The organism is Ruegeria sp. CDSB117 (assembly GCF_059611005.1).
Genome location: NZ_JBXWOS010000011.1, coordinates 137,387 through 159,833, shown reverse-complemented (window position 1 = coordinate 159,833; position 22,447 = coordinate 137,387). Strand labels below are relative to the sequence as shown.

Sequence of the window (22,447 nt, the reverse complement as noted above, 5' to 3'; positions counted from 1 at the left end):
TTGCGTTTTAACATCGCGCCGTTACAGCGCCAAATCATCTCGGTGGATCAGGACGGCGCGGCCCGGATAGCCCAACGTCTCTTCGATTTCCGAGGACTTTCGTCCCTTGATCGCATCTGCCTCTTGCGCAGTGTATCGGCTGAGCCCCTGTGCCAGCCGTCGTGCCTGCGGGTCCATAATCGCAACTGGGTCACCGCGTCCAAAGTCGCCTGTGACTTCAACGATTCCAGCGGGCAACAGGCTTTTACCATTGCCCAACGCCCTTGCCGCGCCTGCATCGACCACGATTTCACCACGCGGTTTCATGGCCGAGATCCAGCGTTTGCGCGCGGCATGCGGGTCCAGAGTTGCCGTGAACCATGTGCAATTGGCACCTTCTTCAAGCGATTTCAACGGGTTCAGCGTCGAACCTTCGGTGATCGCCATATCGCAACCGGCAGCAGTTGCCATCTTGGCGGCCAGCAGCTTGGTCTTCATTCCGCCTTTGGATAGTCCGGATCCGGCATCGCCTGCCATTTCCTCGATCTCGGGCGTGATGGTCTCAATCACATCGAAACGCTTGGCGTTTTCGTCTTCACTTGGGTTTCCGGTGTAGAATCCGTCGACATCCGACAACAGGATCAATTGATCGGCCCCAACCGTCACCGCGATCTGCGCCGCAAGGCGATCATTGTCGCCATACCGGATCTCATCTGTGGCAACTGTATCGTTTTCGTTGACAATCGGAACCACGCCCAAACTCAGCAGCGTTTCCAGCGTCGCGCGAGAGTTCAGATACCGCCGCCGGTCTTCGCTGTCTTCCAGCGTTACCAGAACTTGCGCGGTTGTGATTTTGTGCGGCGTCAAAGCCTCTTCATAGGCCCGCGCCAGCCGAATTTGGCCAACAGCAGCGGCGGCTTGAGATTGTTCCAACGGCAAATCCGCCATGGGCAGGCCCAAAACGCCGCGTCCCAACGCAATCGAGCCCGACGAGACCAAAATGACGTCAGTCCCCTGCCCTTTGAGCCAGGCCACGTCTTGGGCCAGTGAGTGCAGCCAATCCGACCTCAGCAACCCGGTATCGCGGTCCACCAGCAAGGCAGAGCCGATTTTGACCACCAATCGGCGTGCTGCGGTCAGGGTTGCCAAGACTTGGTCTCCTCAACGGGTTTTTGTCGCAGGCGGTTTTCGTCGATCTGCGCACGCAAAGCGCGCAACACTTCGGTCACCCCCAGATGCGCTACACCCGACATCGTCATGACGGGTCCGCCAACGGCCTCTTCTAACTCGGCCTTTTTCAGCGCCAATTCTTCGTCGTCCAGCGCGTCGACCTTGTTCAGAACGGTAATGCGCGGCTTTTCTGCCAGCTCACCACCGTAGGCTTCAAGCTCATGAATGATCGTCCGATAGTCCTCGGCCACGGTTTCCGACGTACCATCGACCAGATGCAGCAGAACGGCGCAACGTTCCACGTGACCAAGGAACCGATCACCGATCCCACGCCCCTCATGGGCGCCTTCGATCAGACCTGGAATATCCGCGACGACAAATTCCACATTGTCGACACCAACAACACCAAGATTGGGATGCAGGGTTGTGAACGGATAGTCAGCAATCTTGGGTCGCGCGTTTGATGTCGCGGCCAGAAACGTCGATTTACCGGCATTGGGCATGCCCAACAAACCCACATCCGCGATCAGCTTCAGTCGCAGCCAGATCGTGCGGTCGATCCCCGCTTGCCCCGGGTTAGCGCGGCGCGGAGCTTGGTTTGTGGCCGATTTGAAGTGCAGGTTGCCAAAGCCACCATTGCCGCCCTTGGCCAGCAGAACACGCTGCCCAACCTCTGTCAGGTCGCAGATGACGGTCTCTTCGTCCTCGTCCAGAATCTCAGTTCCGACAGGCACGCGCAGGATGATTTCGTCACCATCCTTGCCTGTACGCTGCTGACCACGACCGGGCTGGCCGTTTTTGGCAAAGAAATGCTGCTGATAGCGGAAGTCGATCAGGGTGTTCAGCCCGTCCACAACCTCGGCCCAGACAGACCCGCCCTTACCGCCGTCACCGCCATCGGGACCGCCGTATTCAATGTACTTTTCACGCCGAAAACTGACGCACCCGCCACCGCCGGCCCCTGACCGGATGTAGACCTTTGCAAGATCGAGAAATTTCATGTGTGTCCCCTACTGCAAAGGCCCCATCGGCCACAAGTCAGAGTTTTTTACTATATGTCCAGGTGGGCACATTCGCATCGCGCGCCACCGAGTAACTTTCGGCGTCACCCAGATACTGGAACCCACAATGGGTCAGAACCCGGGCAGAGGCCGGATTGTCCTGAAACACGCTGGCGAACATTGTCGCGTTCTCCAACGGGTTGACATTGACCAACGCCTCAACCGCCAAAGAGGCAACACCCGTGTTCCAGAAAATCGGCGCGACCCAATAGCCGACCTCGGATTGGTTCCGGTCCAGCCGTTTCAGCGAAATCAGACCGATCAACTCTGGCCCGCCATCCTTGGTGGCGTCCATGACCCAAACGTCCTCGTCGCGGTCTTCGGCCATCGAGCGCGTGATAAACGCCTCGGTGGAACCCGGTGCCAGCGGATGTGCGATACTGGTGGTCATGCGCGCCACGCGCTCATCACCTGCATAATGTTCAATGAGACCCAAATCCGAACGGCGCAATGGGCGCAGATCGAACCGCTCGGTTTCGATGACCGGCTGGTTTATTATTGTCTCGAGTTTCATGAGTGCGTTCCTCCTCCGAACAACACAAAAAATACGGACGCAACAGTGAGACTCGCTAACGTCCACATCAGATATTTTTCCACGGGCCGACCTTCAACCACGTGGGCAATTCTATCTCCGGCAAATGTCCAGATCGGGTGTAAAACCATCTGGCAAAGCAATAAACAGAGAGCGATCGTGAACGTCGCGTTAAAGCTGGGGGTGCCAACCGCAACGAACCCGGTAAATCCGGCTATGATCATGGCCCAAGCCTTCGGGTTAAGGGGATGAACGATCAGCCCCGCCCAAAAACCGGGCACGTCTCCGACAGTTTCACTGCGCGAAAGACGCAGATTGGCGATCTTCCAAGCCAACCAGCAGATATACGCCGCCGAGGCGTATTTCAGGACCGTAAAGACAATCGGTGCCTGATCTGCGAGTTGCAACAGACCAAAACCAACGGGCCAGATGATCAGCTGTTTGCCCAGGATCACACCGGCCACAAACGGCAGAGCCGCCCGAAACCCATAGCGTGCACCTGTACCCAGCAGGACCATATTGGCGGGACCGGGCGTTCCGACCTGAGAGGCTGCGAAGATTAGGAAACTGGTGGTTGCAACGGTCATTGCATCGCCTCCCAGCCCGCACGACGCAGCAGAACGTCCTGAATTATCACATCTTCGTTGGTCGACTGCACCGTCGCACGATGCTGGCCATTTGGTTTGAACCCAAGTTTGGACAGAACCGCCTTGGACCGTTCGTTGCCGACATGATAACCCGAGGTCAGTTTCTGCTGATCAGCCGCAAAGAACCTCGAAATCATCGCGCGGGAGGCTTCGGTCACATAACCTTGCCCCCAGAACGCTTTGGCAACCCAATACCCCAGCTGTGATCCGGTCGAGATGCAGCCGATAAGGTTCTCTTCCCGAGTAATGGCAAAGGCATCATGCTCGGCAGCCATCTCGTCCACAAATTCGGTCGAATGCGCGTTCTCATAGGGGTGCGGTACAACCGTCAACCAGCGCACCACGTCCAGATCGTTCAGAAGAGTGACAAGACGCGACGAGTCCTCACGCCGAAACCGACGTAAGACAAGACGCTCTGTTTTTATCACTTCGGTCATGGGACCGCTCCTGAAAACGAGAAAGGGGACCGGCACTTTCTGCCGGTCCCCCATGAAATTTTCTTAAACCTTCTGGGTTTCGGCTTACTCTGCGGCCTCCGCCACTGGCAGGACCGAAATAAAGGTGCGGTTTTTCAGTCCCTTGTGGAACTTCACGGCGCCATCCACAGTTGCAAAGATGGTGTGATCTTTGCCCATGCCTACGCCTTCGCCCGGCCAGAACTTTGTGCCGCGCTGACGCACGATGATGTTGCCTGAAATGGCGGCCTGGCCACCATACAGTTTTACGCCAAGGCGGCGACCAGCTGAGTCGCGACCGTTACGGGAGGAACCGCCAGCTTTTTTATGTGCCATTCTGTCTCTCCTTAGCCTTTAGCCAGATCTTTGGCCTGCTCAACCCATTCGGGTTTCACTTTGACCGTTTCGATAGCAGCAATCTGCTCGTCCGACAAGGCGGCCAGAGCGGCAAAGCTCTCGATACCGGCCTCATTCAGCTTCTTGGCAGCGGCAGGGCCGACACCGTTCAGCTTGGTCAGATCGTCAGCGGCAGCAGCAGCGGCAGGTGCCTCTGCTTTGGCTTCAGCTTTCTTGGCAGGCTTTTTCGCCGCCGGAGCAGCTTCGCCAGCCGGAGCCGAACCGGTTGCAACCTTGATGCCCGACTTGTCAGCGCCCGACGACAGGATGTCGGTGATTTTGACCAGAGTCAGCTTCTGACGGTGGCCAACGGTACGCTTCGAGCTGTGCTTACGACGGCGCTTGACGAACTTGATGACCTTGTCACCTTTGATTTGTTCGATCACTTCGGCTTGAACGCCGGCACCATCGACGAACGGTGCACCAACAACCGGAGCGTCGCCGCCCAGCATCAGAACATCGTTGAATTGAACTGTTTCACCTGCGTCGGCAGCCAATTTTTCAACGCGGAGGATATCGCCCGCCTGAACTTTGTACTGCTTGCCGCCAGTCTTGAGGACCGCAAACATGCGTCTTTCCTTTGTCTAATCGCGTTCTATGGTCCCCGACCGGGCGTTTTTGGCTTTCGCCACCTCGAACAGCGCGCCCTTTTCGGGCTGTGTGACGACCCGTGGGACAAAGCCCTGGGGTCAATAATAACGACACCCGGCGCGGAAAACCGGCCGGGATGCGCGCTTATCCATAGATTGGTCGGCAAAGTCAACATCAAATGCGCGGTCAAAGATCTGATGCGGTAAGCGCCCGTGAGACGGCCTGACCCAGTTGAAAATAGATCTGGTCATACATCTTATCGAAACCGCCGAAAAAGGCTTCGTTTACGGCGCGTCCGGTCTCAGTTCTGGAAAAAGCAATATTCTCGCGCATCTGAGCCTCATCAAGCGGTTGATAGGCCACCAGAAGGAAGGAATACAACCAGATGCGGTTTTCTTCGGCAAGACTGTCCTTGTCCGACAAGAGCTGCGCCAGAATATCTTCCGAGCTGGTTCCGTTATCCGCGCTGAGACCGCGAAAAAAGTTGTAATCCGAACTAAGCGAGCTTTGCACGTTCTTTTCGATCAGGTCGTTGACTTCAATGTACTCGCCGATCAGCCGATAGAGCTGAGTGCCGCCTGCCCCGTTCAGATAGTTTTCGCGCGCCATGTCCTTGATGGTTTCATCTGCGAAAGCCTTTCTGGCCGAGTTTTCCAGTGTGATAACGGTTTGCCCGACATCACTTTCAAAGAACAGGATCGCGCGATCTATCTGGCTGGCTGTCAGGCTGGTCTCGAAGGTACCAGAGATCTGTTCCTGCATCCACTCCGGATCATAAATCTGGTCCACCTGATCATCGAAGAGCGGCCCGCCTTCACCACCCAGAAAAGTGTCGTTCAGGCCTTTCGCCTGAGCCAACCCTTCGTCACGCAGGATATCGACGACCTGTTCCATTTGAAGCGCCTGCATGAGGCGTTCAACCAACTCGGACGCCGCAAGCGGCATGGCTGACAGCAACACGGCGAAACAAGCAGCGATCAGGCGCATCAGATATCCTGGGCCGGATGTAGTTCCGCCATACGCGCGGCCAGATTTTCAAACTTCATGGCCATGATTTCGTATTGGATGGCATTCAGCAGCTCATAGACTTCTTGCATCAAAGGCTGCTCCAAAGCCTCAGCATAGGCGACGACCTCAGAATCCGAGAAGTCCTGATAGGTATAGGCTGCCCCGGCAAGTGCGGACAGCTGCAAAGCCTGACGCATGCCGGTCTCATTGCGCTTCATCATCTGACGCAGCTCATCCGCGCCCAGTTGCAAGTCGATCACCCCCGAGGCGCTGGCAGCGAGCAAAAAGCGCACCTGAATTTCCTGCAGCGCACGCAATGCCGTCCCGCTGGAATCAATTGCATTGTTCATGCGTTTCAGATTTTCGACCCTTTTCGATCCATTCTTGATCAGGTCCGAGACGATTTTCTGCCCTTCAAGTTGTTTGGCATCGTCATCTTCAACCATGTGCGATGCATTCTCGGACTCGACCAGCCGTTGCCCAAGGTCGGATGCATAGAACTCGACCGCATGGGTTAGCGCCTCATCGCTCAGCGTTTGTTCCAGAATAGACACGGCTGTTTCGCGCATGTCCTCGGTATCAAAGACCTCTTCGGTCAGGCGTGTCCAGTCGGACCCAAACCCATCAGGATCGATCCCCAACATTTCCGGGGCTGAGGCCGAGGCCAGAGCGATGCTTTCAAGTGCAACGTCGAACCCGGTTGTTGTCAAAAAGGCTTCGATCCGATCCCGTCCGACAGCAAATGCTTGCTGCGACCCGGAAATCACGAACAGAACGGCGGCGAATAGCGGTAGGATAGTTTGGCGTAAAGGATATGTCATACCTATGAGCCTAGGGGAAATACCGCGTCAGGCAACGGAAAATCCCGCCTTTGTCATTTTCAGGAATTTTCTGCTTGCACCCCCGCGCGTTCCTCACTAAATCCCCCCCTCACAGACCCCCGCGGAGAGGTGCCGGAGTGGTCGAACGGGGCGGTCTCGAAAACCGTTGTGGGTGCAAGCCCACCCAGGGTTCGAATCCCTGTCTCTCCGCCACTACCTATCAAAAATAAAAGATATTCCCATGCTTTCTGCTCCCACGAGGGACGCCGTTAAACCACTTTGCGCTGCCGCAACATGTCATACTATGACAACATTTCGGGTTTCGTTTGCACCAACTATGCCATTTCTTGGGTTCAAATCTTGGCGCGAGAGCATCGGTAGTCGCCATGGGGCACCGCAGACCTCGATGGCCGCGAAGGCAGCGCAGATTCCAAACATCCGCACATGCCGAATGGGTTCTTTCCTTAAAATTTGATGGGATAGCCAACTCCGCGCGCCCACTCTTGAACCCTAACGCGCAAATCGACCGTGCCAGTAATGATGTCTTCGAACCCACTACGGAAGATCTTTGTTGTTATTTGTTCGAGCGAAAGCCCTATGTCCGTCTCAAATGTATCCGCCCATACGAACCTTCCGTCTCCAATGTTGCGGTTGAGAAATCCGTCGAAGTCCCGGGCGACACTGGTGTTTGGATCACTTGCAATACTCGATCTAATCATACTGTCAGGTTAAGTAAGGACTTTTGGGAACACCAGCGGTAGAGAACGACTGTACTCTTGTAGACCCTTACCAAAGGCTAAGTACCCTCCGCATCTTGCTGTTGTCATTTGAAACTGCTGGATGCTGCGATGGGGCCATCCATCCGGACCGGTTCGCCTGCATTCAAATCACCCAAACGCTCTAACCTGCTTAAGTTCCGCTGAACCCGACCTAACGTGTTACTTTTGTGCCAGACTGTGTTTCAGCATTTCAATTCGTTCAGGGTCCAAAGCACCGAGACGAAGCCATTCATATGACAATGACACATAGAGTGCACCCATGCGCTGGCTGAACCACAGAAAGAAATCTTCATCCGGGAGGTCTCCGTCTGCTACAGCCCTTTGAAACAGCTCTCGTTCGATTTCTGTTATGCGTACAATTTCGGGTGTCTGCCAGCCAATCGCCTCAGTGCCGCCGGGCTGACTGAGGTCCAGTAAGACAAGCCGCGCAATGCCAGGGCGTTGAACCAACAAATCGACCTGACGACCTTGAATGAAGTTCAGCGCTTGCATTGCGCCAAGTGATTCGTCCACGTTGTCGTAACACAGAAGAATTTGGCCTAAGCCTCGGCGCGTCACTGCTTCGAGTATCGCCTGCATACTCGAAAAATGGGCGTAAAGAGAAGGTGGTTTGATCCCCAACTCTTTGGCGATCAAGGCATGCTGCAGTCGCTGGGGGCCCACCTCGGCACACAGGCGTTCAACAACATCAAGTATATGATCTTTGGAGTTTTTCTTCTGAATCATAATCAACTTTTCGTCTGTTTCTTTTGAATATCCGCTTCAAACGGGTCGCGCCTGTGGGCAGAGCGCTTCGCCACGGTACCTAATTTCGTTAGGATACGTAACCTAATTATGTTAGGCTAATGGTATTAGGGAATAGAGCCACGCGTAAGAAGCCGGGCCAATAGGGAGGGACAGATGTCAAATTCGGATATTCAGCTTGAGGTGTCGCGCCTCGAAAAACTCACCGAAGATTACACCCGCGAACCGGTTCCGGCGGACGTGAATACACGCGGCATCCAGATCGCAGTTATCCAATGTGCAATCGGCATCACGCTTCCGGTGCTGGCCTACAGCTCTTGGCTGGCTCAAGATAATGGACTGGGCAGCGCCAACTTTGCCTTCTGGGTTGGCAGCTGGATTGTCGCGATCATTTCGATCTTTTCGGGAATCGTCGGTGCACGTTCGCGCCTGTCGACCTACATGATCCTGCAATTCTCGTTTGGTCAGACCGGCGCAAAGCTGGTGAACCTGTTGATGGCCCTGATCCTGTTGGGTTGGTACGCGGTGACCTGCGAAGAGTTCGGCGTGGCGATTTCGCAAGCCCTCAAGACAATGCTCAACATCGACTTCAACGTGAAAGTCGCGACCTTTATTGGTTCGGTCCTGATGACGATCACAACGATCTTTGGCTTTCAGATGATCGAGAAATTCTCGCGTTTCTCGGTACCGTTGCTGGCGGCGTTCATGATCTAAGTCGCGTTCCAAGCCACCGGCAATGCCGACAGCGCGCTGGACTGGACCCGCACGGCAACAACCGAAAGTGAGATTTCGCTGATCTCGACTGTGATCGGCCTGTTCGTGATTGCAGCTGTGCTGATGCCGGATTTCACGCGGTATTGCCCTAACGACCGGGAAAGTCTGATTGCATCAGCTGTGGGACTTGGCTTCACTTTCCCTATGGTTGCCCTGATGGCGGCGATCCCTGCGGTTCGCACTGGTGAATCCGACCTGATCCTTATCATGGCTGGAATGGGTGTGGTCTGTGCCGCTTTGTTCGTTCTGGTTTTCGCCACTTGGTCGACGAACATCACCAACCTCTATTCCTCGACCCTGACGCTGTCGACATTCGCAACCAAGACCCCAAGCTGGAAGATCACTGTCTTCGGCGCGATCATCGCAACCATTGCCGCCGTGGGCGGGTTCGCCAGTTATTTCTCGGACTTCCTGCTGTTTATCGGGGTTTGCGTGACACCGCTGGTCGGCGTCTATGCCGTCGACTTCTTCCTGGTCAATGACCGGGACTATGGCCTGAACAAGCTGGAAAGCACTCCGGCTATCGGTTGGCCAGCATTGATCGCGTGGGCCGCAGGCTCGGTACTCGGCTACGTCACGCAAAATGGTTATCTGACGCTGACCGGCCTGTCCGCGATCGATGCGTTGGTCGCCACAGCAGTGCTGTACTTCGTGTTGGCGAAGGCTCTGCGCAAAACAGGTTAACCCTCCCCGACTGCCCGTGCGCGGCTGCTGCGCCTCGCGCGGGCCTTTTCAAGGAGCAATGACAATGCCCACGTCCCTTTCAGGGCTGATGCCCTACGCCGTCTGGCGGCACTTCGAAGGTCTCAGCCAGATCCCGCGCGGATCAGGCAAGGAAGAGCGGGCGGTCGCTTTTGTCCGCGGATTTGGTCTGGCGTTGGATCTGGATACCCGTGTCGATGCCACCGGCAACGTGATCATCCGCAAACCCGCGACCCGTGGGATGGAAGATCGCCCGACGGTCGCTCTGCAATGCCATCTGGATATGGTGCAGGAGCAGGAAGAAGGGCGTGGTTTCGACTTTGACTGCGATCCCATTGAATTGGTGGTGGACGGCGACTGGCTGACCGCTCGGGGTACGACATTGGGGGCGGACAACGGTATCGGCGTCGCCCTGACAATGGCCGTTCTGGCCTCGTCCCAGATGGCGCATCCGGCGATTGAGGCTTTGTTCACCGTCGACGAAGAGGTCGGCATGAGCGGAGCCGAGGCGGTGACAGCCGACCAGTTGACTGCGCCCTATCTGATCAATCTGGATATGGAGAGCGATCACGAGTTGACCATTGGGTGCGCCGGTGCCGTCGATATCCTGGCCGAGGGCCGATATGATCAGCAGCCGCTGAATGGTGATGCGCATCTCTACGAGATTCAGGTGCGGGGTGGCCTCGGCGGACATTCCGGCCTCGACATCCATCTGGGTCGCATGAACGCCATCAAGGTTCTGGCAGAGGCACTGGTTCGACTTAACGCAGCCGTGCCCTTGACGGTCACGTGGTTCGGCGGCGAAGGCGTGGCCAACGTCATCCCGCGCCGTGCCAAGGCCCATTTTGCGGTTACCCTAGGCAGTGAGACTGCGTTGCAGGAGGCTATTCACGGCTTGCCGGATCTTGTGGCACCGTTCGTGCCTCGCGAACCCGATGCCCGCATTCGGTGCAACCGGGTACATGAGACTGCCGAGCGCGGCTTTACCCCTGCGTTCCAGGCCGAGTTTCTGGCTGCAATTGGCCGGGTGAACAGCGGCGTCCATTCGATGAGCGACGACGTGCCCGATCTGGTCGAGACCTCCAACAACCTGTCTATCGCCGTCGCGGAAAAAGGCCGGTTTCAGGTCACCTGCCTCGCCCGTAGCTGCGTCGAAGCCCACAAACCAAAGGTCATTGAACAGGTGAAAGACAGCGTCGGTGGAACCGGGGCGCAAATCTGGACGGCCAATGACGCGCCGGGATGGGAACCCCAGGCCGATAGCGCGCTGTTGCATTTCATGTCGGACGCCTACCACTCCCAGCAAGGCGAGAAGCCCGGAATGATCGCAATTCATGCCGGGTTGGAAACCGGCATTCTGTCTCAGACCTTCCCGGCCACCGAAATGATCTCGTACGGGCCAAACATTCAGGGCGCTCATTCCACCGATGAACGAGTGCAGATCAGCTCGGTCCAGAAAGTCTGGGCAGTTCTGCAAAGAACGCTTGCCACACTCCCTTCAGCATAAGGAACTCTAACCATGACTCCGAACCTGCCCGAGCAATATCTGGTCGTTGCGCGCCGTATCATTCAGGAGATGTTTGCTGCCAAGCCCGGAGAGACCGTGGCCCTGACCGAGGACGACGGCACCGACCCGCTGATCACGCAAGCCTTTTTTCAGGCGGCGGCCGAGGTGGATGCCAAGCCGCTGATCATGAAGTTCCGGCGGGCGAACAACAACGGCGAGGCAGGAATGCCCGACTGGCCCGCCGGAGCCATGGAAGCCGCCCTTAGCCATGCCGACATCTGGATCGAGAACAACGAGGCGTTCACGCTCTACTCCTCAATGTGGGAACGCGTGATGGAGGCCAACGACAACCTGCGTTACAATGTGCTGGCGGGCAGTTCCATCGACAGTCTTGAGCGGGTGTTCTGCCACTTTGACATCACCCGCATGGGCCAAGTGATCTACAAGATCGTAGCGCTTGCGGCCAAGGCCAAGACCGTGTGCGTCACCAGCGAAAGCGGCACGGACGTGTCCTTTGAAATGGACCCCAACAACGTGATCGATGCCGATAGCGGAGATTTCTCGCAGAAGAAATTTGGCACTGCACCCGGGTATGTGAACCTCGTTCCCAAAACCGGCACGATGGAAGGCCGTATCGTGTTTGACATGATCATGCATGCTGACCTGTCGAAAGGCGGCAAAGTTGAGTTCACCATGCAAGACGGCAACATCGTCGATTACGGCGGCCAACACGGCAACCTGTTGCGCGATTATGTCGAAGGTTTCGATGAAGAAAACATGCGCAGGATCAGCCATATGATGATCGGGCTCTGCACTGGCGTGCGCGAGCTGAGTTGGGAAATCGTCGAGGACGAACGCATCTGGGGTGGTGTCGACTTCGGCTTCGGCCACACCTCTCCGATGGACATGCCCCCGCATGGCCAACCCGCCAGTTCTCATTTTGACGGTATTTCAACCAAGGCAACCGTTTGGCTGGACGATCTGAAAATTATGGGAAATGGGGTGATCGTGCACCCGGACATCAAGGAAGATGCCGAACAATTGCTGCATGACTACGACCGAAAAACCGCGAGCGCGTAACGGTCGTCGCCCCCATCCTCGTCAGCAAGACTGGCGAGGATGGCATACTTACAGTTTTAGCGGATTTGCTTTAGGGTCAAAAATATCTTCCTTCGGTGCCACCCCAAAACGCGGGTTTGGACACCGAGCGCGGTATTATCGCCGGGAGCGTCGAACAGACAGCCCGCTTGGACAACCCGAACGCTTCCGCACTCAGATTGCATTGGCTTCTCTGACCGTAAGTTGCCGTTCTGCTCCCAGAGTCCAAGATTCTCCGGAAACGATCATACGGTTACCAGGCTCAAGATGATCAAAATCGAAATTGGAATCTGGACCAAGATTGGGGATTGAAATAACCGCCTGATACATGTTCCCGGCATTGTCGCGAACGGTAACTGTACTCCCATCCTTTTCAGGCTTAACCGAAACGATTTCTACTTCAACCTCGTTGAGTTCCACCTCGTCGTTGGCGGATGCTCGCGTCCCCGGCTGACAGGCTGTAACACTTAGAAGAACGAAAAATGTAACAATGGCTTTCATCAGTTTTTGCATGATGTTTTGTGATCTTCTGATTAGAGGCTTGAAGGCGATGCGTTTCATCTGACCCGTTGGCGTTTTGGCTGATCTATTGCGTAGACACGCTTATCGAGCAGAAAGTAGTATCAACCGCAACATATACGAGACCCTTTCGGATCAAATACTTGATAAAGGAAAATTTGGCTGGTTTTTAGTCGATCTATTAGTAACTTGCATACCGATCAGATTGTGGTTGTAATCGCTTTTTGCGGAAAATCTATTGGAGTGCACTCTTGATAATTCCGTTTCATGTTCGGGAAATGCTTCAACGCATCAGGGCACGATTTGACGCTGATCAGATACCGAAACAGATGGCACCAAATGATGCCGAGTTTTCAACACTGCGCCCGTCCCGCAAGCCTACCAAAGAGATGGTCGTGCGCTTTTGGGAGCAGTTGAAACCCACAGCCAGCGACGAGGATCAAGCGCAAATCGCTGATCCGGAAACGGTAGAAGATGCCGAAACCTATGGCACCAATATTGAGAACTTCATCGGGACGGTTAAGCTTCCTGTCGGGGTCATTGGACCTTTACGTTTGAACGGAATGAACGCAAACGGCGATTTTCATATCCCCCTTGCAACAACCGAGGCGGCGCTGGTCGCGTCTTATGCCCGGGGCGCTTATGCCGCCACCCGATCGGGCGGTGTCAGTACAGCTGTTTTGTACGAAGGTGTTCTGCGGACACCGGCGTTTGTTTTTGAGAGCCTTCTTAAGGCCGGGCAATTTGTGGATTGGGTTGTGACAAATGTCGACATACTCAAATCTGCGGCCGAAGCGACGACCCGTCATGGCAAGCTTGTATCGCTGGAGCCGTTCATTGATACAAACGTCGTTTTTTTGATTTGCCGCTACACCACAGGTGACGCAGCGGGTCAGAATATGGTGACCATCGCCACCGACGCCTTGTGCCACGCAATCGCGGATAGCTGCCCTGTCGCGATTGAGAACTGGTATGTCGAAGGCAATTTTTCGGGCGATAAAAAGGCTTCGGCGCTGGGGCTGGTAACGGGGCGCGGGCGTAAGGTCAGCGCCTCGGTCACGCTTCCGGCTGAGGTTGTCAAAAAGACGCTTGGAACGACGGTCGAAGCGATGCTTGACTATGGCCGTGTCGCCAATCTGGGGGCGCTTTTGTCCGGCCAATTTGGGGCGCAGGCGCACTATGCCAACGGGCTGGCGGCATTCTACATTGCAACCGGGCAGGACGCGGCCTGCGTTGCCGAAAGCGCGATGGGAATCACGCGAATGGAACCAAGGGGCGACGATCTTTTCTGCTCGGTGACACTTCCGAACATCTTGGTTGGCTCGGTCGGCGGGGGCACTGGATTGCCCAGCCAGGCAGCAGCGCTGAACATACTCGGCCTACGGGGCAGCGGGTGTGGCACAGCTTTGGCTGAAGTGGCCGCGGCCACGTGCCTGTGCGGTGAAATCTCCATCGTCGCCGCGATTGCTGCGGGCCATTTCACCCGCGCCCATGAAAGTCTGGCCCGACACAGATGAGCATTCGGAACCGATTCTGGATTTATCAATCCGAGCGTTTTCCACTGAAGAAAACCGTCCCTCTGTTGCTGGTGTTTTCTTCGGCCAGTATCTGCGTGTCCGCCCGTCTCTCAGACCGCCCTCTGCCCGAGTGGCCCGCATTTGCCGCCGGCTTTGTGTTGGCCATGGCGTTGTTCTTCCAGATGCGGGTCTGTGACGAGTTTAAGGACGCTGAAGACGACCGACGCTACCGGCCCGAAAGGCCGATCCCACGCGGATTAGTCTCAACCGGTGAAGTTCTAAGCCTGGGTTTACTGACCATTCCACTGGCATTTGCGGCTGCCTGGTTCTGGTACCCGTCGGTTTTGTGGCTGTTGGGCACGGTTTGGATCTGGCTCGCGGCGATGACGGTCGAATTTGGTGTCCCGGCCTGGCTGAAGGCGCGGCCGGTTTTGTACCTGCTAAGCCATATGGCGATCATGCCCTTGATTGATCTGTTGCTGACCGGCCTCGAATGGCTGCCGGCAGGCGGGGCGGCGCCCTCTCTGTGGCTGTTCCTGGCGTTGTCCTTTGTAAATGGCTGCGTCCTTGAGATCGGGCGCAAACTGTGGGCACCAGAAAACGAAATTGCCGGGGTCGACACCTATTCCGCCCTATGGGGTCCGCGTCGGGCGGGGCGTATCTGGATCGGCTGCGTCCTGCTGTCCTACGCGCTTCTTGTCGCAACGGGCAGCGCCACAGGCGTTGGCTGGCCAAGTGCCCTTATCGGCGCGCCGGCGCTGGTTCCCTGCGGGACTGCCGTATTGCGCTATAGTCAGGCACCAACCGTGAAAGCCCAGAACAGGATGGACACTGTTTCCGGCCTGTGGGTTTTCTTCTGCTATGCCACGGCTGGTTTCCTGCCCTTCTTGATCGGAGCCCCTGTATGACTTCCATCGTCGCCCAAACGGATGCCAACGATGTCTCGGTTGTCGGAGGCAAAGCGGCGGCACTGTCACATCTGACGCAGCACGGTTTTTTCCCGCCCGAGTTCTTTGTCATCACTAATGACGCATTTCGCATGGGGCAATCCGGACCCATCGCGAAAAAGGGCCTGCGATCGGCAGTGACTGCCGCGCTTAAAACGCTCGGGCCCGGGCCTTACGCGGTGCGCAGCTCAGGCCGGTCCGAAGATGGCGTGGACCACAGCCACGCGGGACAGTTCGAAACAGTCCTGAACGTTCCGGGAAAAAGTGTAATCGCGGCGGCCAAGCAGGTTTGGCAATCCGGTTTCTCGGCAACGGTCGAAACCTACCGGGCGGTCAAATCCGGCGGCCAAGCCGAGCCCCCTGCGATCATCGTACAATGCATGGTCGATGCAAAGACGGCCGGTGTCGCCTTTTCCGCCGATCCGGTCAGTGGTCGGCGCAATGTGGTTGTGATCTCGGCCATCGAAGGCCTCGCAGAACAGCTTGTGTCAGGTGAAGCGGACGGAGAGGACTGGATCATCGGCGCGGATGGCACACCGGAAAGCGCACCAGACACCCCAACGCATTTGACCGTGAACGAGGCGCAATCCATCGCGGCACTTGCCCGAAAGGCCGAAGCGCTGTTCGGATCACCTCAGGACATCGAATGGGCCATTGATGCGCAAGGGCTGCATATTCTGCAGGCCCGACCGATCACCACGGCCCTGCGTCCTGCGCCGCTCAAAGACCAGACACTTACTATTTTTGACAATTCCAATATCGTCGAAAGCTATCCGGGCATCGTCAGCCCGCTGACCTATTCCTTTGCCCTACATGTGTATTCTCAGGTGTATCGCGCTTTCGTCAGGTTGCTGGGCGTATCGCGGCACACGGTTGCCCAGAACCCAACTGTGTTTGACAATTTGCTGGGGCGGGTGGATGGGCGTGCCTATTACAATCTGATCAACTGGTATCGCGCGCTGGCACTGTTGCCCGGGTTTTCACTGAACCGCGACTATATGGAAACGATGATGGGCGTTTCTGAGCCGATGCCGCGTGAGGTCACGGATGCTCTTGCTCCGCCCTCCACCACTGGTTGGACCAGGGTCGTGGAATACGCGAAACTCGCCAAGGTTGCGGGCGGTCTGATCTGGCAGGCTATCCGGCTGCCGCAGACCCGGCGCAATTTTTATCATAGGCTGAACGACATATTGCTGGCGGGGCTCGATGTGAACACGTCCAACGCGACCGAACTGGCGGCCGAGTACAGGCGCATCGAAAGCACCTTGCTGGATCGTTGGGACGCCCCGCTGATCAACGATTTTCTATGCATGATTGCCTTTGGCGGCTCGCGCAACCTGCTACAAAAGTGGCTGGGCGAGGACGGGTTGACCCTGCACAATGACCTCATGATCGGGCAAGGCGATATCGTTTCAGCGGAACCCGCTCAGCGCATTGCCCAAATGGGAAAGTTGGTTAGGCAGGCAGGTCTTGCCGCAACTTTGAAAGCCAATGCAGAGCTGTCAGTTTTGTCCGGGCACCGGCAAATCGAAGCCGAGGTTGATGCGTATCTTGAGAAGTTCGGCGACCGATGCACCGAAGAGCTCAAGCTGGAAAGCGTTCCGCTGCGCGACGACCCAACCAGCCTTTTGCTGGCGATTGCAGCCAGCGCCGAGCGTCCCCCGTCCGGGCGTCAGGAAGGCGCTGAACCGGACTGGCAAGCTCTGTTTCCAGCAAACCCCCTCAAACGGCAGTCGGCCAAATGGATTCTTGGCTGGACCAAGGCCCGTGTGCGCGACCGCGAAAACCTGCGTTTTGAACGCACGCGAATCTTTGGTTATGCACGGCGTGTGTTTTTGGGCATCGGCCGGGAATTCGCCGCCCACGATCTGCTTTCATCATCAAAGGATGTATTTTTCCTGACAACACATGAGATTCTCGGAGCTGTCGAAGGCTATAGCCTGTCGCCTGATCTGAAAGGCATTGTTGCGCGGCGCAAAAACGAGGATGAAGCCTCGTCCCGACGCCTCGACCCGCCGGAACGTATCGAAATCCGTGGACCCGCCATCGCGCCGGTCTGGTCCGAAAACGTGGAAGCCGAGGTAGACACGGCACGGGCGAAGCACGGCACGGGCTGTTCTGCAGGACAGGTCAAGGCGCGCGCGCGTGTGATCCGTGACCCGCGCAGTGAGGCCCTGGACCCCGGAGATATACTGGTGGCACGCCACACCGACCCGGGATGGATTGCCGTATTCTCAAACGCTTCTGCCATCATTGTCGAGCGGGGCTCGTTGTTGTCGCATTCGGCCATTGTGGCGCGCGAACTTGGTATCCCCTGCGTGGTTGGCCTGAAAGGAGCCACGCACTGGATCGAGGATGGCGAGATGATCTCGGTCGACGGGGCAAGCGGCGCGGTGGAGCGGTGCGATGGGTAGCAGTGAGATTCAGAAAAAAGCGGATTTCGACCATATCCGCTATGCCCAACTTTGGGAGGACGCAGATGTCCTGACTTCTGCACTGGGCGATTGTGCGGGTAAGACATTGGTGTCCATCTGCTCTGCCGGCGACAATGCGCTGGCGATGCTCACGCTCGATCCCGCGCGCGTCGTGGTTCTGGACCTGTCATCGGCGCAGATCGCCTGCCTCAAGCTTCGGATCGCGGCCTACAAGGTGCTGACCCACCCGGAATTCATCGAACTCACAGGCTCGCGCTCAAGTACCAGACGGGGAGCTTTGCTGGGCCGGGTTTTGGACGCCACAGATGCCGACACACGCGTCTTCTGGGAGGCTCTGATTCCGGAAGTCGAAAAACACGGTATTGGGGGCGTCGGCAAATTTGAACGCTATTTTCGCGTCTTTCGGACCCGGCTTTTACCGCTGGTGCATTCACGCCGAACCATCGACGAAGTGTTTACTCCACGCAGCCCAGAAGCACGGAAAACCTTTTTCGACACGCGGTTCAACACATTCCGTTGGCGTCTTCTGCTGAACATCTTCTTTTCTCGCTTCGTCATGGGGCGCATGGGCCGGGACAGCGCGTTTTTCGATCATGTCGAAGGCAGCCCGGCCCAACATGTCGCCCGCCGCATCCGTCATGCGGGGGTCGCCACCGATCCTTCGCAAAATCCCTATCTGCATTGGATTCTCAAGGGCGACCACGGTGACGCGCTGCCGATGGCGTGGCGCCCCGAGCATTACGAGACAATCCGATCCCGATTGGATCGTCTCGACATCCGCCTCGGGTCGCTCGAGGCATTTGTATCGACCGGTGAAAAAGCCAGCGGGTTCAACCTGTCGGATATCTTCGAATACATGTCGCCTGAAAGCTTCCCGCAAGTCTACGGCTCTATCCTGACCGCCGCAGAGCCACACGCCCGACTGGTCTATTGGAACATGATGGCACCCCGGCGGGTTCCGCCGGTATACAGAAGCCAGATAGGCACACTGACCGACATCGAAACGCAGCAGAAAGACCGTGACATGGCATTCTTCTATTCGGATTTCGTCGTTGAAGAGGTGCAGCCGTGACGGTTCCTGGGCAGGTTCTGCTGGCGGCGGGGTCCGTATTGGCTCTGGTCGGAGTAATGATGGTCATCCGAAGTCTGGCCAACACGGCGGGTTTGAGCGCCGAAGTGCAGCGCAAGCTGATGCATGTCAGCACGGGCCTCTTTGCGTTGCTGTTGCCCTGGCTCTTTCCTGATCGCTGGCCGGTTTACATGCTGATCGCAGCCACAATGCTGGTGATGCTTGTGCTGCGCCTGCCGCGTTTTTCATCGGGTCTTGGCGCGACCCTACATGGGGTTGAACGCACATCCTACGGTGACTTTCTACTCGCCTTGTCCGTTGGACTTTGCTTTTTGCTGGCGGGCGAAAACACGCTGTTCTACTTGCTGCCAATTGCAGTTCTGACACTCGCGGATGCTGCCGCAGCGCTTGCCGGGACCGCGTATGGAACCAAACGCTACGTGGTGGAAGATGGCGACAAGAGCCTAGAAGGGTCAGTGGTGTTTTTTGTCGTAACGCTATTGGTTGCGATCATCTGCTTCTTATTCTTGTCGAAACTCCCGCCATCTAACGTCATGATGTTGTGTCTTATGGTTGCGGCCTTTGGCACATTGGTCGAGGCGCAAAGTTGGCGGGGGTTTGATAACTTGTTCCTGCCGCTTGGCTTGCTAATTTTTCTGAACGGCCACTATCACAGCTCTTTGGCAGAGCTCGCCCTGTTGGCCGCCATGTTCTTTGCCGCCCTTGCCAGTTTCGGCGTGGTGGGAACCAAGCTGGGCCTGACCAAGCATACGACCCGAGTGTATGTTGTCGCGGTTTTTTTGCTGCTTGCGGCCGCTAAACTGCAGAACACAGTACTCCCGATTATGGTTCTTGCCGCACATGGCTGGGCACGCACCGCTTCTCCTTGTGACAGTAAGTACCCCGATCTGGATATCGTAGCCGCCTTAGGGTTTTTGGGATTCGGTTGGCTTGCGGCAGGAAATGCAACGGGATTGGATGCGATTTCTTTTTTTGGGCTCAGTGCGATGGGGTTGGCTATGGGGCTCACTGCTGTGGCGCTGTGTGCCAATCCTATTGCGATACCGTTTGCTGCGGCCTTCTTGTTTTTCATTCGGACTTGGGCTGTTTCCCAGAATTCTGAACAGTCAAACTGGGCTGAGCCGCTGACGGCTCTGACCCTGCTCTCACTGCTGTGCACAGTCACAGTGCCGCTGGCCCGGCCACACTGGTTCGGAAAAGATCGGGTTCTGAGGTTGACGTTGTTGGCCCTCGCCCTGCCCTTGATCTACTATGTTTGGGTCGTTTCTGGATCGCTTGGAGCGGGGATCTTTGCCGGAGTGGTTTCATGATTACCAAAGAGACGATCAAAACCGCTGATGCAAAGCTGACCGTGTATCTGAACGGCCCAAACTGGGACGGCGTTCCCGCCGCAACCTTCGGTGATTTTTCCTGCAAAACCCCCGAGGCCGGAGCCGAGATCCTACACAAGGGGATACGGCGAGTCAGAGACGCGGGCCTCGACCGGATCATCGGGCCGATGTCCGGCGATACCTGGCACAGCTACCGGTTTGTCTCGGGCAGCGACGGGTCTGCTCCGTTCCTGATGGAACCCACCAACAAACCTCATGAGCCCAAGGTGTTCCGGTCGGCAGGATTTACAGAGATCAGCCGGTACTTCTCGGCCCGAGTCCCACTGCAGGCCGCCGCCCAGTCGGCACCGCCGGAAACCGATGGGTTCGTGGTGGAAGAGTGGGATGGAACAGACCCCGAGGCCCTGTTCCGTCAGGTATTCGAACTTTCAACCCGGGCATTCTCAAACAACGCATTCTATAAGCCGATATCTGAGGCGGATTTTCTGGCCATGTATATGCCGGTCGTGCCGATGATGAAGCGCGACCTGATCCTGTTTGCGCGCCGCCGCGACGGGACATTGGCCGGATTTTTGTTCGGCATTCCCAACTATGCCGAAGGCCCCGATCCGACTTCCGCAATCCTTAAGACCTATGCAAGTCTCGAACCCGGCGCCGGGCGGCATTTGGCACACAGGTTCCACAAGACAGCATTCAGCATGGGGTACGACACCGCCATTCATGCGCTGATCCATGATGACAACAGCTCGGCCGACCGCAGTGCCGCGGAAGGTGCAACGATTTTCCGGCGATATTCCCTGCTTGGGCGGAAGCTGAATGGCTGACCTGCTTGCCCATTTTTCAGCTGCGGTTGAACGGTTTCCGGACAGGACCGCAATAGTGGACGGCAAAGGCCGCCAGATTAGTTTTCAGACCCTGCACTCACGGGTTCAGCACCTGGCAGGTAGGTGGCAGGACAAGGGTATCCAACCAGGTGATCGTGTGCTTTTGGCCATGCCTGTCGATGCGGACCTGTATGCAAGTCTGGCCGCCCTATGGTCCCTTGGCGCCACCGTAGTCTTGCCGGAACCGGCCATGGGGTTGGCCGGTCTGCGCCACGCCGCCCGGACCACGAACCCAAAAGCGTTCTGTGCAGCCGGCGCGTATTCTTTGCTGAAGTTTCTGATTCCAAACCTTTGGTCCCTACCTCTGCTGAAGCCGGGGGAAGGTCGTTGCGATCCGGTGGTCCACAAAGTTCAACCGGAGGATATCGCCCTTATTTCTTTTACCTCCGGGACGACGGGCCAGCCGAAAGCCATTCCCCGCTCGCATGCGTTTTTGATGGCGCAACACGATGCCATCGCACCCCTCCTTGACAGCGATCAAGTCGAGCGCGATCTGGTGGCCTTTCCGGTGTTCACATTGATCAATCTGGCGGCTGGGCGCACAAGTGTTCTCCCGAACTGGAAGTTGAGCAAGCTGGACCGCCTGTCGCCGGAACAGTTGAACAGCTGGATCCATGTGCAGCAAATCACCCGAACCCTCATCCCGCCGTCACTTTGTGAAAAACTTGCTCAATCCGGCGACACCGGTCCGTTGCGCACGGTGTTCACGGGCGGTGGCCCGGTGTTCCCGGACCTGGTGGAGACGTTGAGAACCCGGCACAGGCTTTCGGTTATTTGCGTCTACGGATCGACCGAGGCCGAACCGATTGCCCATCTCGACGCCAGGGACATCTCGGAGGAGGATTACCGTCGGATGTCCGGTGGCCATGGGCTTCTCGTCGGATATCCAGTGCCTGAGATCACGCCCCGCATTTGCGACAATGAAATTCAAGTCGCTGGGGCGCATGTGAACAACGGTTATCTTGATCCGGCCCAATCAGTGGAAAACAAAATCAAAGAAGGCGGCGTCATTTGGCACCGAACCGGTGATGCTGGCTCGTTGGACGAACACGGAAGATTGTGGTTGTGGGGGCGGATGGGGTCCGAAATTGAAGTGCACTCGGGTTCACTTTTTCCCTTCGCAATCGAAGTCGCGGCAAGGCAATGGCCGGGTGTAGAACACTGCGCACTTATAAATACGAAGGAAGGCCCGGCGCTTTGCATTCAAGGGTTCCCTGCTCAAATTGAGGCTTGGAGTAGTTGTGCGCTTAATTTTGGTGTCCCCAAGGTGATTTCAGTTGACAAAATCCCCATGGACAAGCGTCACGCCTCCAAGGTCGATCGCGCGAAACTTGAACGCATCTTGGGTTCTTAACGAAAAATGGGCCGAAACCGCATCGTTTTCGGTTGGTCGGAAATTCAAACCTGAGTGCCCGCACCTATACGGCGAGAAATTGGGCTTCGCTCGCGCGGTGAACGGC

General features: G+C 56.7%; 20 protein-coding genes, 1 tRNA gene and 1 pseudogene. 11 read left to right on the top strand and 11 right to left on the bottom strand.

The features are described from left to right. Positions 1-21 precede the first annotated feature (21 nt). From proB to AC2FJC_RS14190, 9 genes are all read right to left on the bottom strand, one after another. A complete protein-coding gene (proB, locus tag AC2FJC_RS14230) occupies positions 22-1,128 on the bottom strand; it encodes a glutamate 5-kinase (RefSeq protein ID WP_496739990.1) in 1,107 nt (368 codons plus the stop codon). Then, positions 1,116-2,150 carry a GTPase ObgE gene (obgE, locus tag AC2FJC_RS14225; protein WP_496739989.1) on the bottom strand — a complete coding sequence of 345 codons (1,035 nt, stop codon included), beginning with the start codon at positions 2,148-2,150 and terminating at the stop codon, positions 1,116-1,118. The genes proB and obgE overlap by 13 nt, the downstream gene beginning before the upstream one ends. Before the next feature lie 37 nt (positions 2,151-2,187). Beyond that, positions 2,188-2,724: a GNAT family N-acetyltransferase gene (locus AC2FJC_RS14220; protein WP_496739988.1), complete on the bottom strand. Its 537-nt coding sequence runs from the start codon at positions 2,722-2,724 to the stop codon at positions 2,188-2,190. After that, positions 2,721-3,329 (bottom strand): LysE family translocator, encoded by a 609-nt coding sequence (locus tag AC2FJC_RS14215; RefSeq protein ID WP_496722849.1) that lies wholly within the window; start codon positions 3,327-3,329, stop codon positions 2,721-2,723. Before AC2FJC_RS14215 ends, AC2FJC_RS14220 begins: the two co-directional genes overlap by 4 nt. Next, the gene (locus AC2FJC_RS14210) at positions 3,326-3,826 is read right to left on the bottom strand and encodes a GNAT family N-acetyltransferase (protein ID WP_496722846.1); all 501 of its coding nucleotides are present in this window, start codon (positions 3,824-3,826) and stop codon (positions 3,326-3,328) included. Before AC2FJC_RS14210 ends, AC2FJC_RS14215 begins: the two co-directional genes overlap by 4 nt. Positions 3,827-3,910: 84 nt before the next feature. Then, positions 3,911-4,180 (bottom strand): 50S ribosomal protein L27, encoded by a 270-nt coding sequence (gene rpmA / locus AC2FJC_RS14205; protein WP_058271644.1) that lies wholly within the window; start codon positions 4,178-4,180, stop codon positions 3,911-3,913. Positions 4,181-4,191: 11 nt separating this feature from the next. Continuing rightward, entirely contained in the window at positions 4,192-4,809 is a 618-nt protein-coding gene (locus AC2FJC_RS14200) for a 50S ribosomal protein L21 (protein WP_496739987.1), read from the bottom strand. A 208-nt stretch (positions 4,810-5,017) separates the two neighbouring features. Further along, entirely contained in the window at positions 5,018-5,818 is an 801-nt protein-coding gene (locus AC2FJC_RS14195) for a DUF2059 domain-containing protein (protein WP_496739986.1), read from the bottom strand. After that, positions 5,818-6,660 (bottom strand): DUF2059 domain-containing protein, encoded by an 843-nt coding sequence (locus tag AC2FJC_RS14190; RefSeq protein ID WP_496739985.1) that lies wholly within the window; start codon positions 6,658-6,660, stop codon positions 5,818-5,820. Before AC2FJC_RS14190 ends, AC2FJC_RS14195 begins: the two co-directional genes overlap by 1 nt. A 123-nt stretch (positions 6,661-6,783) precedes the next feature. Here AC2FJC_RS14190 and AC2FJC_RS14185 point away from each other — a divergent pair. Beyond that, positions 6,784-6,873, top strand: a tRNA-Ser gene (locus tag AC2FJC_RS14185). A 725-nt stretch (positions 6,874-7,598) separates the two neighbouring features. Here AC2FJC_RS14185 and AC2FJC_RS14180 read toward each other — a convergent pair. After that, on the bottom strand, positions 7,599-8,165 hold the full coding sequence (locus AC2FJC_RS14180; RefSeq protein WP_496739984.1) for a TetR/AcrR family transcriptional regulator: 567 nt from the start codon (positions 8,163-8,165) through the stop codon (positions 7,599-7,601). Between the two features lie 174 nt (positions 8,166-8,339). Here AC2FJC_RS14180 and AC2FJC_RS14175 point away from each other — a divergent pair. The 3 genes and pseudogenes from AC2FJC_RS14175 (at position 8,340) to AC2FJC_RS14165 (ending at position 12,246) form a co-directional block, all read left to right on the top strand. Further along, positions 8,340-9,641 (top strand): annotated as a pseudogene (locus AC2FJC_RS14175) (purine-cytosine permease family protein). A gap of 64 nt (positions 9,642-9,705) precedes the next feature. Continuing rightward, positions 9,706-11,166 (top strand): beta-Ala-His dipeptidase, encoded by a 1,461-nt coding sequence (pepD, locus tag AC2FJC_RS14170; RefSeq protein WP_496739983.1) that lies wholly within the window; start codon positions 9,706-9,708, stop codon positions 11,164-11,166. Positions 11,167-11,178: 12 nt separating this feature from the next. After that, complete coding sequence (locus AC2FJC_RS14165) at positions 11,179-12,246, top strand: 2,5-dihydroxypyridine 5,6-dioxygenase NicX family protein (protein WP_496739982.1); 1,068 nt, start codon at positions 11,179-11,181, stop codon at positions 12,244-12,246. 192 nt (positions 12,247-12,438) lie between these two features. Here the strand turns inward: AC2FJC_RS14165 and AC2FJC_RS14160 are convergent, their stop codons facing one another. After that, positions 12,439-12,825 (bottom strand): hypothetical protein, encoded by a 387-nt coding sequence (locus tag AC2FJC_RS14160; protein WP_496739981.1) that lies wholly within the window; start codon positions 12,823-12,825, stop codon positions 12,439-12,441. A 236-nt stretch (positions 12,826-13,061) separates the two neighbouring features. Between AC2FJC_RS14160 and AC2FJC_RS14155 the strand changes: the two genes are divergently transcribed. Genes AC2FJC_RS14155 through AC2FJC_RS14125 form a run of 7 tightly spaced genes read left to right on the top strand, consistent with a single transcriptional unit; the run spans position 13,062 to position 22,341 of the window. Then, the gene (locus AC2FJC_RS14155) at positions 13,062-14,300 is read left to right on the top strand and encodes a hydroxymethylglutaryl-CoA reductase (RefSeq protein ID WP_496722835.1); all 1,239 of its coding nucleotides are present in this window, start codon (positions 13,062-13,064) and stop codon (positions 14,298-14,300) included. After that, positions 14,297-15,208, top strand: coding sequence for a UbiA family prenyltransferase (locus tag AC2FJC_RS14150; RefSeq protein ID WP_496739980.1), 912 nt, complete (start codon positions 14,297-14,299; stop codon positions 15,206-15,208). The genes AC2FJC_RS14155 and AC2FJC_RS14150 overlap by 4 nt, the downstream gene beginning before the upstream one ends. After that, on the top strand, positions 15,205-17,661 hold the full coding sequence (locus tag AC2FJC_RS14145) for a PEP/pyruvate-binding domain-containing protein (RefSeq protein ID WP_496739979.1): 2,457 nt from the start codon (positions 15,205-15,207) through the stop codon (positions 17,659-17,661). The genes AC2FJC_RS14150 and AC2FJC_RS14145 overlap by 4 nt, the downstream gene beginning before the upstream one ends. Continuing rightward, positions 17,654-18,754 (top strand): BtaA family protein, encoded by a 1,101-nt coding sequence (locus AC2FJC_RS14140; RefSeq protein ID WP_496739978.1) that lies wholly within the window; start codon positions 17,654-17,656, stop codon positions 18,752-18,754. Before AC2FJC_RS14145 ends, AC2FJC_RS14140 begins: the two co-directional genes overlap by 8 nt. Continuing rightward, positions 18,751-20,082 carry a hypothetical protein gene (locus AC2FJC_RS14135; RefSeq protein WP_496739977.1) on the top strand — a complete coding sequence of 444 codons (1,332 nt, stop codon included), beginning with the start codon at positions 18,751-18,753 and terminating at the stop codon, positions 20,080-20,082. The genes AC2FJC_RS14140 and AC2FJC_RS14135 overlap by 4 nt, the downstream gene beginning before the upstream one ends. Next, complete coding sequence (locus AC2FJC_RS14130; protein ID WP_496739976.1) at positions 20,079-20,927, top strand: hypothetical protein; 849 nt, start codon at positions 20,079-20,081, stop codon at positions 20,925-20,927. The genes AC2FJC_RS14135 and AC2FJC_RS14130 overlap by 4 nt, the downstream gene beginning before the upstream one ends. Then, on the top strand, positions 20,920-22,341 hold the full coding sequence (locus AC2FJC_RS14125) for an AMP-binding protein (RefSeq protein ID WP_496739975.1): 1,422 nt from the start codon (positions 20,920-20,922) through the stop codon (positions 22,339-22,341). The genes AC2FJC_RS14130 and AC2FJC_RS14125 overlap by 8 nt, the downstream gene beginning before the upstream one ends. Positions 22,342-22,447: the final 106 nt, after the last annotated feature.

Excerpts from the sequence above, each read along its gene's own strand:
- AC2FJC_RS14165 (WP_496739982.1), top strand. The coding sequence starts at position 11,179 with ATGACTCCGAACCTGCCCGAGCAATATCTGGTCGTTGCGCGCCGTATC.
- obgE (WP_496739989.1), bottom strand. The coding sequence starts at position 2,150 with ATGAAATTTCTCGATCTTGCAAAGGTCTACATCCGGTCAGGGGCCGGC.
- rpmA (WP_058271644.1), bottom strand. The coding sequence starts at position 4,180 with ATGGCACATAAAAAAGCTGGCGGTTCCTCCCGTAACGGTCGCGACTCA.
- AC2FJC_RS14210 (WP_496722846.1), bottom strand. The coding sequence starts at position 3,826 with ATGACCGAAGTGATAAAAACAGAGCGTCTTGTCTTACGTCGGTTTCGG.
- AC2FJC_RS14155 (WP_496722835.1), top strand. The coding sequence starts at position 13,062 with ATGCTTCAACGCATCAGGGCACGATTTGACGCTGATCAGATACCGAAA.
- AC2FJC_RS14145 (WP_496739979.1), top strand. The coding sequence starts at position 15,205 with ATGACTTCCATCGTCGCCCAAACGGATGCCAACGATGTCTCGGTTGTC.
- AC2FJC_RS14200 (WP_496739987.1), bottom strand. The coding sequence starts at position 4,809 with ATGTTTGCGGTCCTCAAGACTGGCGGCAAGCAGTACAAAGTTCAGGCG.
- AC2FJC_RS14160 (WP_496739981.1), bottom strand. The coding sequence starts at position 12,825 with ATGAAACGCATCGCCTTCAAGCCTCTAATCAGAAGATCACAAAACATC.
- AC2FJC_RS14150 (WP_496739980.1), top strand. The coding sequence starts at position 14,297 with ATGAGCATTCGGAACCGATTCTGGATTTATCAATCCGAGCGTTTTCCA.
- AC2FJC_RS14220 (WP_496739988.1), bottom strand. The coding sequence starts at position 2,724 with ATGAAACTCGAGACAATAATAAACCAGCCGGTCATCGAAACCGAGCGG.
- AC2FJC_RS14125 (WP_496739975.1), top strand. The coding sequence starts at position 20,920 with ATGGCTGACCTGCTTGCCCATTTTTCAGCTGCGGTTGAACGGTTTCCG.
- AC2FJC_RS14140 (WP_496739978.1), top strand. The coding sequence starts at position 17,654 with ATGGGTAGCAGTGAGATTCAGAAAAAAGCGGATTTCGACCATATCCGC.
- pepD (WP_496739983.1), top strand. The coding sequence starts at position 9,706 with ATGCCCACGTCCCTTTCAGGGCTGATGCCCTACGCCGTCTGGCGGCAC.
- AC2FJC_RS14215 (WP_496722849.1), bottom strand. The coding sequence starts at position 3,329 with ATGACCGTTGCAACCACCAGTTTCCTAATCTTCGCAGCCTCTCAGGTC.
- AC2FJC_RS14180 (WP_496739984.1), bottom strand. The coding sequence starts at position 8,165 with ATGATTCAGAAGAAAAACTCCAAAGATCATATACTTGATGTTGTTGAA.
- AC2FJC_RS14195 (WP_496739986.1), bottom strand. The coding sequence starts at position 5,818 with ATGCGCCTGATCGCTGCTTGTTTCGCCGTGTTGCTGTCAGCCATGCCG.
- AC2FJC_RS14190 (WP_496739985.1), bottom strand. The coding sequence starts at position 6,660 with ATGACATATCCTTTACGCCAAACTATCCTACCGCTATTCGCCGCCGTT.
- AC2FJC_RS14130 (WP_496739976.1), top strand. The coding sequence starts at position 20,079 with ATGATTACCAAAGAGACGATCAAAACCGCTGATGCAAAGCTGACCGTG.